11 protein-coding genes and 2 tRNA genes are annotated in these 13,362 nt (G+C 61.9%); 8 read left to right on the plus strand and 5 right to left on the minus strand.

The window, feature by feature from the left end; translation table 11 throughout:
• The first annotated feature begins 78 nt into the window (after positions 1–78).
• Entirely contained in the window at positions 79–576 is a 498-nt protein-coding gene (locus tag GTW23_RS07350) for a fasciclin domain-containing protein (protein WP_252915243.1), read from the plus strand.
• Between the two features lie 93 nt (positions 577–669).
• Here GTW23_RS07350 and GTW23_RS07355 read toward each other — a convergent pair whose 3' ends face one another.
• The 3 genes from GTW23_RS07355 to GTW23_RS07365 all read right to left on the minus strand — a co-directional run bounded on the left by GTW23_RS07355 (position 670) and on the right by GTW23_RS07365 (position 3,405).
• A complete protein-coding gene (locus GTW23_RS07355; protein WP_252915244.1) occupies positions 670–1,971 on the minus strand; it encodes a M23 family metallopeptidase in 1,302 nt (433 codons plus the stop codon).
• A gap of 105 nt (positions 1,972–2,076) precedes the next feature.
• Positions 2,077–2,907, minus strand: coding sequence for a ferritin-like domain-containing protein (locus GTW23_RS07360; RefSeq protein WP_252915245.1), 831 nt, complete (start codon positions 2,905–2,907; stop codon positions 2,077–2,079).
• 30 nt (positions 2,908–2,937) lie between these two features.
• A complete protein-coding gene (locus GTW23_RS07365) occupies positions 2,938–3,405 on the minus strand; it encodes a peroxiredoxin (RefSeq protein ID WP_152008493.1) in 468 nt (155 codons plus the stop codon).
• A gap of 126 nt (positions 3,406–3,531) precedes the next feature.
• Here GTW23_RS07365 and GTW23_RS07370 point away from each other — a divergent pair, with 126 nt between their 5' ends.
• A complete protein-coding gene (locus GTW23_RS07370) occupies positions 3,532–6,924 on the plus strand; it encodes a DUF3971 domain-containing protein (protein WP_252915246.1) in 3,393 nt (1,130 codons plus the stop codon).
• 58 nt (positions 6,925–6,982) lie between these two features.
• Here the strand turns inward: GTW23_RS07370 and tyrS are convergent, their stop codons facing one another.
• Positions 6,983–8,236: a tyrosine--tRNA ligase gene (gene tyrS, locus GTW23_RS07375; RefSeq protein ID WP_252915247.1), complete on the minus strand. Its 1,254-nt coding sequence runs from the start codon at positions 8,234–8,236 to the stop codon at positions 6,983–6,985.
• A gap of 218 nt (positions 8,237–8,454) precedes the next feature.
• Here tyrS and GTW23_RS07380 point away from each other — a divergent pair, with 218 nt between their 5' ends.
• Positions 8,455–9,606: an anhydro-N-acetylmuramic acid kinase gene (locus GTW23_RS07380; protein ID WP_252915248.1), complete on the plus strand. Its 1,152-nt coding sequence runs from the start codon at positions 8,455–8,457 to the stop codon at positions 9,604–9,606.
• Positions 9,607–9,648: 42 nt separating this feature from the next.
• On the opposite strand, the gene GTW23_RS07385 is transcribed toward GTW23_RS07380, so the two are convergent.
• Positions 9,649–9,724, minus strand: a tRNA-Val gene (locus GTW23_RS07385).
• Between the two features lie 233 nt (positions 9,725–9,957).
• On the opposite strand from GTW23_RS07385, the gene GTW23_RS07390 reads away from it, so the two are divergent.
• From GTW23_RS07390 to GTW23_RS07410, 5 genes are all read left to right on the plus strand, one after another.
• Positions 9,958–10,034 (plus strand) — tRNA-Asp (locus tag GTW23_RS07390).
• Between the two features lie 537 nt (positions 10,035–10,571).
• Positions 10,572–10,937, plus strand: a complete 366-nt coding sequence (locus GTW23_RS07395; protein WP_252915249.1) for an NADH-quinone oxidoreductase subunit A — start codon at positions 10,572–10,574, stop codon at positions 10,935–10,937.
• Entirely contained in the window at positions 10,928–11,503 is a 576-nt protein-coding gene (locus GTW23_RS07400; RefSeq protein WP_152008498.1) for a NuoB/complex I 20 kDa subunit family protein, read from the plus strand. The genes GTW23_RS07395 and GTW23_RS07400 overlap by 10 nt, the downstream gene beginning before the upstream one ends.
• A gap of 11 nt (positions 11,504–11,514) precedes the next feature.
• Positions 11,515–12,117 (plus strand): NADH-quinone oxidoreductase subunit C, encoded by a 603-nt coding sequence (locus GTW23_RS07405; RefSeq protein WP_152008499.1) that lies wholly within the window; start codon positions 11,515–11,517, stop codon positions 12,115–12,117.
• A gap of 11 nt (positions 12,118–12,128) precedes the next feature.
• Positions 12,129–13,319, plus strand: coding sequence for an NADH-quinone oxidoreductase subunit D (locus GTW23_RS07410; RefSeq protein WP_252915250.1), 1,191 nt, complete (start codon positions 12,129–12,131; stop codon positions 13,317–13,319).
• The last annotated feature ends 43 nt before the right edge of the window (positions 13,320–13,362 follow it).

A 13,362-nucleotide genomic window follows, 5' to 3' on the forward strand; every position in this document is an offset into this window, starting at 1 on the left:
GTGAGGCGGTGAACCAATGCACGCCGGCCTGCGTGAAAGGTCGCGTCGGGGGGCTACACCTCACAACGGAGTTTACTTATGAAACTGACAAAGACTATCGCAGCAGCCGTCATCGCATTTGGTCTTGCCGGTGGTGCCGCCATGGCCGCTTCGCATTCGGACAAGAAGGACATCGTCGACACGGCCGTCGAAGCCGGCAGCTTTCAGACCCTGGTTGCAGCCGTTCAGGCAGCAGGTCTTGTCGATACACTGAAAGGCGATGGCCCGTTCACGGTCTTCGCACCGACCGATGAGGCATTTGCCGCACTCGGAATGACCGTCGATGACCTGCTGAAGCCGGAAAACAAGGACAAGCTGGTTGCCGTGCTGACCTACCACGTGGTGCCCGGCAAGGTGATGTCGACCGATCTCGTCGACGATTCGACCCCTGCAACCGTTCAGGGCTCGATGGTCACCATTGACCTCGACAACGGCGCAATGGTCAACGATGCCAAGGTGGTAACCGCCGACATCGATACCTCGAATGGCGTCATTCACGTCATCGACAAGGTGCTGGTGCCTGAAGGCGTTCTGTAATCAGAACACCGGATGGAATCGAGAAGGGCCGCTTTTGCGGCCCTTTTTCGTGTCTCAGGGACGCGTCCCCGACGGAGCGGCCGAACCGCCCGGTCAGTTGGAGACGAGCAGCGGCTTGAGCTTCTGTGCGGCCTTGAGAAAACGCATCGGGTCGATGGCATTGCCGTTGCGGCGGACTTCATAGTGCAGGTGAGGGCCGGTGGACCGTCCGGTCGAGCCGGATTTTCCGATACGGGCGCCGATGCCGACGCGGTCGCCCTCGCGAACCTCGACGGCGGAGAGGTGGGCATAGCGGGTGGTCAGGCCGTTGCCGTGGTCGATTTCCACCATTTTGCCGTAGCCGCCATTGCGGCCCGCATGCACCACGGTGCCCGAGCCGGTGGAATAGATCGGGGTTCCGGTCGGGGTGCGAAAATCAATCCCGCCGTGGAAGGCGAGCCGGCCGAGGAAGGGATCGCGGCGGTTGCCGAAGCGGGATGTGATCTCGCGTCCGGGCGCAGGCATGCCTATCGGCAGTTTCCGGGCATGACGCCGCACTGTGTCGAGCCGGCCGAGTGCCTGGTCGAGATCGTCAAGCGTTGCCTCGAAGGCATTGGGATCATTGGGCCTGACAAACGGACCGCCGACTGCGTTGTCGTCATAGGCCGGTACCGGCAGGCCGGTGGATTTGAGTATCTCGCCGATCTCCGAAGCGGTTTCGAAGGCGTCGATGGCCAGGCCCTGCATCTTTTCGATCTGTTCACGCTCGATCGACTTGAGCGACAGCGTGACGCTTGAGAAGATCCGGTCTGCGCGTTCGCCGACGGATTCCTGCCCCGCTGGCTTGGAGACAGGCGCAAATGCCAGCGGATTGACGTGCTTTTCCGCCGGATCCGAGACGATCGTGGGCTGGGCAGCGAGCGCTGCAAGACGCGCGGTTTTCGCCGAAACGGCAGGCAGCGAGGCCTGGTCCTTCGGCTTGACAATCGGAACCGGCACCTGGCCAGCCGCGGCTCCGGCGCGGTCGAGAAGCGGGCCGAGCTTGCCATGGCGGTTGCTGAGTGCGTTCTGGCGGGCGATCAGTTCGGCGACCTTCTCCTCCATCAGTTGCTGGTCGAGAAGCTGCCGGCTGGTGACCCGGTCGACCTGCGAGCGCAGGGCAGCGATCCGGTCCTCATAGGCATGCTGCATGCGGGCCTGGCGCGCCATCGACGCGCCGATCAGATCATCGCGCAGCACCAGATAGGATGTGGCAGCGAGATAGCCGATTGCCATCACCCCGAGCACGGACATCAGCAAGCCAGCCATCCAGGGACGAACCGTGATGTGCCGGATGGTTTCGCCGCTGGCGAAAATGATGGTGTGGGAATGCTTTGGCCTCTTGCCAAATACGCGGCTGTCCTGCCTCTGCGACACGCGATAATCCTCAGAACGGGTTGCCGTTGATTGTTCGAGGGGATTACAGCCTGTTAAGGTTAATAAAGCTTTGAATTGAAGCCGCGACAGGCAAATTCAATCGGATCAGGACATGTTCTGGCTCGACAGAGCCCGGTAAAAGGTGGGGGTCAGCCCTGCAGCGGCGCGGGCCAGATCGTTGAAGGGAGGCTTCAGGCCTCCGCGGAAATTGGCCCGCACCAGGAGGCGGAAGGTTTCGGCCGGATCCTTGCCTTCGCGGGCGCAGATGAAGCGGAACCACTTTGCGCCGACGGCGACGTGTTTCTTCTCGTCCTCGTAGATCACATCAAGGACAGCGGCGGTGTCATGGTCTCCGACCTCGCGCATCTTGGCGCGCAGGGAAGGGGTGACATCAAGCCCGCGGGCCTCGAGGATGAGCGGCACCACCGCAAGACGCGCAGTCAGGTCGTTACGGGTGTCGTGGGCGGCCTGCCACAGCCCGTCATGGGCCGGCATGTCGCCGTAATCCGCATCCAGCGCCTGCAGCCGCTCTCTGACCAGGTTGAAATGCTTGGCTTCCTCGAATGCCACCTGCATCCACCCGTCGAAAAAGCTCTGCGGCATGGGAGCGGCGGCGAACCGGGCAACGATGTCGAGTGCAAGGTCCACCGCGTTAAGCTCGATATGGGCGATGGCATGCAGAAGCGCGATCCGGCCGCGGCGCGAATTGAGCGAGCGCCGGACCACCTTGGTGGGCGGCACAAGCTCCGGCCTTTCCGGGCGGCCGGGCCGCACCGGAGCCAGCGTGTCGAGCGGTGAGCGAAGCGACAGCCGTCGCGCATGCCAGCGCCTGGCGACGTCCTGAGCGAGAGCGGTTTTCTCAACCAGGTCCGCAGCCCTGATCGCCTGCGCGGCGCCGTCGCGCAGGGACAGTATGGTGTGGGCTTGTGCTGTCACTTCAATCCGGATCCTGATGTTCTGATGAGATCAAAGCGCTCTGGCCGCCTCGAGCACTTCCTGAGCGTGCCCCTTGACCTTGACCTTGCGCCAGATCCTGGCGATCTCGCCATTGGCGTTGATGAGGAAGGTGGAGCGCTCGACGCCCATATACTGGCGGCCGTACATGCTCTTTTCCTTCCAGACGCCGTAGGCCTCGAGAACGGTCTTTTCTTCGTCCGAGGCCAGGATGACGCCCAAATTGTGCTTGGCGACAAACTTGTCGTGCGCCTTTACGGGGTCGGGCGAGACGCCGACGACCGCGGCGCCGGTGGCGGCGAAATCGTCCGCGAGTGCGGTGAAGTCGAGTGCCTCGGTCGTGCAGCCGCTGGTATCGTCTTTCGGGTAAAAATAGAGTACCACTTTCTTGCCGGCCAATTCCGCCAGCGACACGTTTCCGCCGCCATCGCGTGGCAAATTCATATTTGGCGCCGGTGCGCCTTCAAGCAATTCGTTCACTATCAAACCCTTTCGCCGGTTCAGTCGCGTTTTCGCAGGTGACCCTGCCTTCCGGGGATATATAAACGGCCAACCGACAGTCCAGCGGAATCACCGCCATAATAGAAAGATATCGTTCCAACGCCCATGCCGGATAAGCCGATAGACAAGGTTCTGTTCAAGAGACGCGACATTACCGGGTTGCACGAGTATCCGTCGGCGCAGTGCAAGGACGCGATTCTGGTGCGCGGGCATCATCCGCGGCACTGGAGCGGGACGACACTTCGCTGGGTGTTCGGACTCGTGCTGTTGCTCGCGGTACTCGCCGGCGGGCTGCTGGCAGCCCTTGAAACCGGCGTGGCCGACGGGTTTATCCGCGACCGGGCACAGATGGCCCTGGCGCGCGCGGTCGGGCCTGACAACCGGGCGGAGCTGCAAAGTGCCGGGATCAGGCTTACCGGGCGCGGGCAGCTTGCGCTTCTGGCGCGGGACGTGGTGGTGGAACGGCTGGACGGCACGACACCCGCAAGCCGCGCCGAGAGTGCCCTGATCGCGCTCGATCCGCTGGCGCTGCTGTCCGGCAGAATCTCCATTTCATCGGTGGAAATCGGCGGTGTTGAGCTGGCCGCACCGCAGGGTAATGGCTTCAACCTGACCGACCTTGCCGGGTTCCGGGTGGATGGCACCGACGCGATGATCGAGCAGCTGTTCGATGCGCTCAACCGCGTGGCCGTTCAGGTCAATGCCGTCGAGGCCGGGGCGTTCCGGTTTTCGGACATACGCATTTCCGGCGTCGGTGACCCCGTGGTGGTGGAAAGTGCGCTGGTGCGCCGCATGGACGCCAAGCGTTACCAGATCGAAGCGGAAATCGAACAGTCCGGGCGGCGGATCTCGGTCAACGGCTCAGCCAGCGCACGGCCCAATGAAACCGAACTGACCAAAGTGACCGGCGAGATCGGCGGGCTGGCGATTGACTTTCTGACGGAGGGGCCGAGCGACCGGCAGAACGGGATGAAGGCGCCACTCGAGATCACCTTCACCGCGGGACGGGCGACCGAAAGGCGAAAGACGGCGCTCTCGATCAAGGTGGCCGCGGTGGATGGGACAATGACGATGGGCGGGGTCGAGGCGGATATCCGCGATGCCAGCGTCAACCTGGCTTACATGCCGGCAGCAAACAAGATCGAGATCTTGCCCTCGATTTTCCGGATCGGCGAAACCAACATCCCGTTTACCGGCGGGCTGATCGACAGTGACCGGCTCGACAATCTCGGCGGCGAAGGGATCGCCTTCGATTTCGTCATCGACAGGGGACTTGCCGCTCCCGGTGATTCCGACGAGGCACCGATTCCTTTCGCGGGCAAGGCTTTCGGCTGGTTTGACGCTGCCAACAGGCGGCTTGTCGCCGATGAGCTGACGGTTGCGTCGGCGCAGGGCGCAATGTTCGGTTCGGCCTCCTGGCGTTTTGTCGAAGGCATATCCCCGGAAATCAATCTGGTCGCCCAGGCAGAGCGGATGTCGACTGCCGCGGTCAAGCAGCTTTGGCCCTACTGGGTCGGCAAGCGGGCCAGGCAGTGGGTGCTTGAAAATCTCTACGGCGGCACGGTGAGCAATGCGCGCATTCAGCTGGCCGCGCCTGCCGGACACTACAAGCCCTATGGTGATGTGACGTTTGACGAAAACCAGTTGCAGATCGATTTTGATATCGAGCGGGCCCGGATGAACGTCGCTGGCGACATCCCGCCCTTGCGCGACACGACCGGCCACATGCGGCTTCGCGGCTCTGAAATCAGCGTCACGATCGAATCGGCCACCGCGTTCTTCCCGACCGGGCGCACGGTGGACATCAATGACGCGGTGTTCTCTATCCCGGAAGCCGACAAGCAGCCGCTGATGGCCGAACTGTCGATGGCAGTGCAGGGAAAGGCCGACGCCGTTGCCGAACTGATCACCTATCACCCGATCAATGCGCTTGACCGGATCGGTTTGCAGCCGTCCGAGCTGAGCGGGGAAATCGAATCGACGGTAACGGCAAGATTCGGATTGATCCGGGAGCAGTCTCCACCGCCGCCGGACTGGACCGTCAATCTTGACATGACCGGTGTGGACATCGCCAAGCCGGTCGAAGGCAGAATGCTGAGCAGCATGGACGGCACCCTGTCGGTCACGCCGGAGAAAGCCACGCTGAAAGCCGATGCGCAGGTCGACGGGGCGCAGATGAGCCTCGATATCGTGCAGCCGGTGGGCGAGGCGTCCCAGATCGCGGTGCAACGCCGGCTGTCCGGAACGCTGAGCCCTGAAGACCGTGAGAAGATCGCGCCCGGCAGTGGCGCACTGTTTTCCGGGCCTGTCGGGTTTTCACTGGAAGTCGATCCCGACACCGAAGGCCGCCAGCTTGTCAGCCTTGACCTGAAAGCCGCCAAACTCACCATTCCCGGCATAGGCTGGGTGAAAGATGAGGGCGTCGACGCCAAGCTCGACTTCGTCTTGCAGGCCGATGGCGATGCGATGACGCTTTCTGATCTGAAATTATCGGGCGACGGCTTTGCGGCCTCGGGCGAGGTTTCCCTGAAAAAGGGTCAACTCGCTTCCGCCCGTTTCGACCGGATCGGCCTGTCGCCGCGTGACAACTACCAGGCAGTTATCGACCGCAAGGGCAAGGGCTACCAGATCAAGGTGAGCGGCGCATCGATCGACCTGAGGCCGGTCATCACGCTGGCAAAGGCGGCAGAATCCGCCAGCCAGGGAACGGGAGGCAACAAGGTGCCGGTGGAAGTGTCGGGCAGTGTCGCGACCCTCCATGGCTATTCCGACGAGCAGCTTTCGTCGGGGACCGTCAGCTACAAGGGACAGGGCGACCGGATCGACCTGCTCGATTTCAAGGCGGCGACCAAAAGTGGCCAGGCCGTGGTGATCGCCATTTCCGGCGGAGCATCGGGAGAAACGATCCAGATCACCAGCGGTGATGCTGGTGCGTTTTCGCGGTTTGCCGGGATCTATTCGCGGATTCAGGGCGGACTGCTCAATGTCAGGCTGAAGCGCGAGGGTGGTCCGTTGCGGCGCGGAACCCTCGATCTGAGGAATTTCCAGGTCGTGGGCGAGCCACGGCTCGGCTCGCTTGTGTCCACGCCGAGCAAGCAGGACGGACGGAGCCTCAGGGATGCGGTCAAGGCGGATATAGATGTGTCGGTGGCGCGGTTCGAGATCGCCAGCGCACGGCTCGTCTCCGGCAACGGAGAACTTCTGATCAGCGAAGGTGTTGTCCGCGGCCCGCAGATCGGCGCGTCGTTCCAGGGAAAGGTCCATGACAGCAAGGGGCGCATCGACCTGACCGGCACCTTCATGCCTGCCTACGGGGTCAACCGGCTGTTCAGCGAACTGCCGATCATCGGCGTGCTCTTGGGCAATGGCCGCGATCGCGGGCTGATCGGCATTACCTTCCGCCTGACCGGCATGGCCGCTTCGCCGCTGCTGGAAGTCAATCCACTCTCGGTGATCGCGCCCGGCGTGTTCCGTTCGATTTTCGAATTCCGGCCATGAAAAAGGCCGCCAGATCCCGAGGTTGGCGGCCTTGTCCGGTGGCGGTGGTAGCCTCCGGCTACTGCGGGCGGACCAGCACGTGCTTCTTCTTGCCAAGCGAGAGCTTGATGACGCCGTCATCATTGAGATAGCCGGCATCGACGAGTGTCTTGTCGTCCGTGATCGACACGTCATTGAGCCTGATGGCGCCGCCCTGGACATGGCGGCGGGCTTCGCCGTTCGAGCCGGCCAGGCCGGCGCGGACAAACAGCGCCAGCAGGCCGATGCCCGCATCAAGCTCGGAGGCGGAGACCGTGATGGTCGGCAGATTTTCGGAAATGGCACCTTCCTCGAAGGTCTTGCGGGCGGTTTCGGCCGCTTCCTCTGCCGCCGACCGGCCATGCAGCATCGCTGTGACCTCGGTTGCCAGGGCTTTCTTGGCCTCGTTCATCTCCGCGCCTTCAAGCGCCTCGAGACGGGCGATCTCGTCCATCGGAAGGGTGGTGTAGAGCTTGAGGAACCGGCCGACATCGGCATCTTCCGTGTTGCGCCAGAACTGCCAGAAATCATAGACCGGAAGCAGGTCGGCATTGAGCCAGACCGCGCCATTGGCGGTCTTGCCCATCTTGGCGCCCGACGAGGTGGTCAAGAGCGGCGAGGTCAGGGCGTAGAGCTGCGGGCAGCCCATGCGATGGCCGAGATCAATGCCGTTGATGATGTTGCCCCACTGGTCGGACCCGCCCATCTGCACGCGGCAGCCGTAGCGCTTGTTGAGCTCGACGAAATCATAGGCCTGGAGGATCATGTAGTTGAATTCGAGGAACGACAGCGACTGATCCCGGTCGAGCCGGGTCTTGACGCTGTCAAACGCCAGCATCCGGTTGACGGAGAAATGCCGGCCGACATCGCGCAGGAACTCAAGGTAGTTCAGCCCGCGCAGCCAGTCGGCATTGTTGATCATCAGGGCAGGATTGTCGGCGCGATCGTAATCGAGGTAGTTGCCGAAGCAGTGCTTGAGCGAGGCGATGTTGTCCTCGATCATCTCGACGGTCATCAGCTTGCGGGCCTCCTCCTTGAAGGACGGGTCGCCGACCATGCCGGTGCCGCCGCCCATCAGCGAGATCGGCCGATGACCGGTCGCCTGCAGCCAGTGCAGCATCATGGTCTGTGTGAGGTGTCCGACATGAAGACTGGAGGCCGTCGGGTCATAGCCGATATAGGCCGTCACGGTTTCCTTTGCGAACAGGTCATCCAGGCCAGTCTCGTCGGAGAGCTGGTGAATGAACCCGCGTTCTGAAAGCGTGCGGAGAAAATCGGACTTGAAGGCTGACATAACACTGTCCTTGGGGTTGTCGGCAATTCCGGAAAACAGATCAGGCGTCACGGGGTGAGGAACGCCCGGGCGGGCCTTTAGCACTAGCAGCGGGCGCATTCAACTGAACCCGGTCACTGCGGCTGCTGACGCGTCTCGCCCGGGCGTGTAAAAACCAGCCTCAGAAGACGGCTGATTCTGCGTGACACGGAACAGCCACGGCATCGAGGATGAGGGTGATGGCACCACACGCGACTGTGAAACGGGCAATCGGACTGATGAGCGGCACCTCGATGGACGGCATCGATCTCGCCATGCTCGATACCGACGGCGACGGAAACGTGATGCGCGGCGGATCGTCCTTCGCCCCCTATGATGCGGCCTTCCGCAAGCAGCTCGAGCAGGCGCTTGGCACGGCAAAGGCAATCCGCGAGCGGCACGAGCGTCCGGGGGATCTTGCTGAACTCGAGACGGAACTGACGGAACGGCATGCTTTGGCAGTCGAGGCGTTTCTGGCGCGCGAGGGGCTCGCGGCCAGCAACATCGATGTCGTCGGATTCCACGGCCAGACCGTGCTGCATCGCCCGCTCGAGGGATTGACCGTGCAACTGGGGGACGGCGCGCGGCTGGCGGAACGGCTCGGTATCGATGTCGTTTACGATCTGCGGGCCAATGACATGGAGCTCGGCGGGCAGGGCGCGCCGCTGGTGCCGGCCTATCACCGGGCGCTTGCCGCTGGTCTTCCGGCTGAATGGGCCGGTGAGACGCCCGTCGTCTTCGTCAATATCGGCGGCATTTCCAACATCACCTATATCGGCGCTAATGGAGACCTGCGCGCGTTCGACAGCGGCCCCGGCAACACGCTGATCGACCAATGGATGAGCCGCCATGCCGGCATTCCCTACGATTCGGGCGGCGCCATCGCCTCTGAAGGCCGGGTGCTGTCGGGGCTTGCCAACCGCTATCTTTCGTCGCCGTTCTTCACGGCCCGGGAGCGGGTGTCGCTGGACCGCAACGATTTCCAACTGCCAGACGACGACGAGGCCGGACTCGAGGATGGCGCGCGCACGCTGGCCTTTGTGACTGCCGCGGCCATCGCCAAGGCACAGGCGCATCTGCCGGAGAAGCCGAAACTCTGGATCCTGACCGGCGGCGGGCGCCATAACCAGCAGGTCGTCGAGGATCTGACCGTGGCGCTGCGGCACACCGGCCAGGTGATCAAGGCCGAGGAGGCTGGGCTGAACGGCGATTCGATGGAAGCGGAGGCCTGGGCCTGGCTCGCGGTGCGCTCGCTGAGGGGATTGCCTATCACCTATCCCGGGACCACCGGCGTGAAAAAACCCGCAACCGGCGGCGTGCTGGCGCAGGCGAAAGCCACGGCCCAGGACTGACCCTGCCTGGCATATGAGATTGTCATCAAAGGTAAGGCCGAATGGTGGGCGATGAGAGACTCGAACTCCCGACATCTTCGGTGTAAACGAAGCGCTCTACCAACTGAGCTAATCGCCCCCAGATCGGTGGCGCATGCTTTAGGGGGTTCGCTTGCGATCCGCAAGAAAAAATGTAGCTGCGGAACCATGATTTTGTGAACAGGCCCCGGAACGCCTGAACTTCCGGGGACTGTTTTCGCCTAGTTTGAACTTTGTCGTTTTTCCTTCGCATTCGACGCTTGACACCTTTGTGCGAACGCCGTAATTCACCGCTCACGGAACGGCGGTCACCCACTGTTCCGGAACAAATGCGCGGGTGTAGCTCAGTTGGTTAGAGTGCCGGCCTGTCACGCCGGAGGTCGCGGGTTCGAGCCCCGTCACTCGCGCCACTTCTCTTCTTGGAGGGGTGGACACATTTGCGAAAAGGCCCGGCTTTGCCGGGCTTTTTTCGTTTCCGGGCGGATTGCAGGATCATCACGTTGAAAGTCTGCACCGCAGCGACATGCCGCGCCTGTTGCTGCGTCCACCACGACCTTGCCGCTTTGCTTCAGCCGCACTTATGGAGAAAGACGCCAGGACGGTTTTCCAGAAAGGCGAAGACGCACAGGGCAGCTTGGGTCGCGTGTCGTTTCCGCAAGGTGCCTGAGCCGGAAAAGCCGTGTTGGCACTGATTCTCTTCAAGCCCCGAAATCCACCGATGCAGCAAGCGAAACGGAAAAAACGGTGAGTGCAAAGGGGTGCGGCGAAACATTGGGTGGCGAAAGCTCACACTATCTGATCAAATGTTTCTTGTGCTCTTGCGCCGCTTGGCGGGCTGCGCTAACCACGCCGCGTTGCAACATGATCAGCCGCACAGGTGAGGGGCCGGCTCCAGACCTTCGGGAAAGGCAGGGGCTTCGACTGTGACGGATACAGGAACGGACGTCATGACGGAACTTCTGGGCGCTTATGTGCCGATTGCTATCTTCATCGGTCTGGCTTTGGTTATCGGTCTGGCTTTGCTGATCGCGCCATTCGTGATCGCCTACAAGAATCCCGATCCGGAAAAGCTGTCGGCCTATGAGTGCGGCTTCAATGCATTCGATGATGCCCGCATGAAATTCGACGTGCGGTTCTACCTGGTCTCGATCCTGTTCATCATCTTCGACCTCGAGGTTGCATTCCTGTTTCCGTGGGCGGTGTCGTTCGGCGATATCGGCTGGATCGGTTTCTGGTCGATGATGGCGTTCCTCGGCGTGCTGACGGTCGGCTTTGTGTACGAATGGAAGAAGGGAGCGCTCGAATGGGAGTGAGCAACGCACCATTGGTGGCGCCTGCGCCCAAGGGAATCATCGATCCCAATACCGGCAAGCCGGTTGGCAGCGACGACGCGTTTTTCGGCGAGATCAATAACGAGCTGGCCGACAAGGGCTTTCTGGTTACATCTACAGACGAGCTGATCAACTGGTCGCGGACCGGTTCGCTGATGTGGATGACCTTCGGTCTCGCCTGTTGCGCGGTCGAAATGATGCAGATGTCGATGCCGCGCTATGACGCAGAGCGATTCGGATTTGCGCCGCGCGCCTCACCGCGCCAGTCGGACGTGATGATCGTTGCCGGAACGCTGACCAACAAGATGGCGCCAGCGCTCAGGAAGGTCTACGACCAGATGCCGGAGCCGCGCTACGTGATCTCGATGGGCTCCTGCGCTAATGGCGGCGGCTACTATCACTACTCCTACTCGGTGGTGCGCGGCTGCGACCGGGTGGTCCCGGTTGACATCTATGTTCCCGGATGCCCGCCCACGGCCGAAGCGCTGTTGTACGGGGTTCTGCTTCTGCAGAAGAAGATCCGCCGCACCGGCACGATCGAGCGATAGGAGAGCGGAAGATGAGCCAAGCCCTCAAGGATCTTTCCGACTATCTCGTGGAGGTCAAAGGCAATCTGATTGACCGGGCCGAACTCGCCTATGACGAGCTGACGCTGATTGCGGTGCCGGGAAATCTGATCGAGCTGATGACCTTCCTGCGCGATGACGCGCAGTGCCAGTTCGTCAGCTTCATCGATATCTGCGGCGTCGACTGGCCTGGGCGGGCGGATCGTTTCGACGTGGTCTATCACCTGCTTTCGCCACGCCAGAATTTCCGCATCCGGGTCAAGGTCATGACGTCGGAGGATGTTCCGGTGCCGTCGCTGACGCCGGTGTTTCCGGGCGCGGACTGGTTCGAGCGCGAAGCCTATGATCTCTATGGCATCCTGTTTACCGGCCACCCCGACCTGCGCCGCATCCTCACCGACTACGGTTTCGAAGGCCACCCGCTCAGGAAGGACTTCCCGCTGACCGGCTTTGTCGAGGTGCGCTACGACGATGAAGTCAAGCGGGTCGTCTACGAGCCGGTCGAGCTGAGGCAGGAATTCCGCAATTTCGATTTTCTCTCCCCCTGGGAAGGCACCGACTACGTGCTTCCGGGCGACGAAAAAGCCAAGGGTTGAGGACGGGAACCATGAACGAACACAACGTCCGTAACTTCAACATCAACTTCGGTCCGCAGCATCCGGCGGCGCACGGCGTGCTCCGGCTGGTGCTGGAACTCGATGGCGAGATTGTCGAGCGCGTGGACCCGCATATCGGTCTTCTGCACCGCGGCACCGAAAAGCTGATCGAAGCCAAGACCTATCTGCAGGCCATTCCCTATTTCGACCGGCTCGACTACGTCGCGCCGATGAACCAGGAGCATGCCTTCGCGCTGGCCGTGGAAAAGCTCGCGGGCGTGACCGTACCCAAGCGCGGGCAGTTGATCCGGGTGCTCTACTCGGAGATCGGCCGGATCCTGTCGCATCTTCTCAACATCACCACGCAGGCCCTTGACGTGGGCGCGCTGACGCCGCCGCTCTGGGGCTTCGAAGAGCGTGAGAAGCTGATGGTGTTTTACGAGCGTGCCTGCGGCGCGCGGCTGCATGCGGCCTATTTCCGTCCCGGCGGCGTTCACCAGGACCTGCCGCATGAACTGGTCGAGGATATCGGCAAGTGGTGCGATCCGTTCCTGCAGACCTGCGATGACATCGAGGGTCTTCTCACCGACAACCGCATCTTCAAGCAGCGCAATGTCGACATCGCCGTCGTCAAGCTCGATGACGCCTGGGCCTGGGGCTTCTCGGGCGTGATGGTGCGCGGCTCGGGTGCCGCCTGGGATCTGCGCCGTTCGCAGCCCTATGAATGCTATTCGGAACTCGATTTCGATATCCCGATCGGCAAGAATGGTGACTGCTACGACCGTTACCTGATCCGCATGCAGGAAATGCGTGAATCGGTGAAGATCATGAAGCAGTGCGTCGAACAGCTGCTTGGCAAGGAAAAGATTGGCCCTGTGTCTGCCACTGACGGCAAGATCGTGCCGCCCAAGCGCGGCGAGATGAAGCGGTCCATGGAAGCGCTGATTCACCACTTCAAGCTCTACACCGAAGGCTACCGGGTTCCGGAAGGATCGGTCTACGCAGCCGTCGAGGCGCCGAAGGGCGAGTTCGGTGTCTATCTGGTGTCAGATGGATCGAACAAGCCTTACCGCTGCAAGATCCGCGCGCCCGGCTATGCGCATCTGCAGGCGATGGATTTCGTCTGCCGCGGCCACCAGCTGGCTGATGTGTCGGCTGCGCTCGGTTCGCTCGACATCGTGTTCGGGGAGGTTGACCGGTGAGCGTGACTCAGAGGTTTCAGGTTCATGACCAGGTCGCCGCTCG

Origin of the sequence: Parahoeflea alexandrii, assembly GCF_024105735.1 — a bacterium.
Taxonomy (GTDB): Bacteria; Pseudomonadota; Alphaproteobacteria; order Rhizobiales; family Rhizobiaceae; genus Hoeflea; species Hoeflea alexandrii.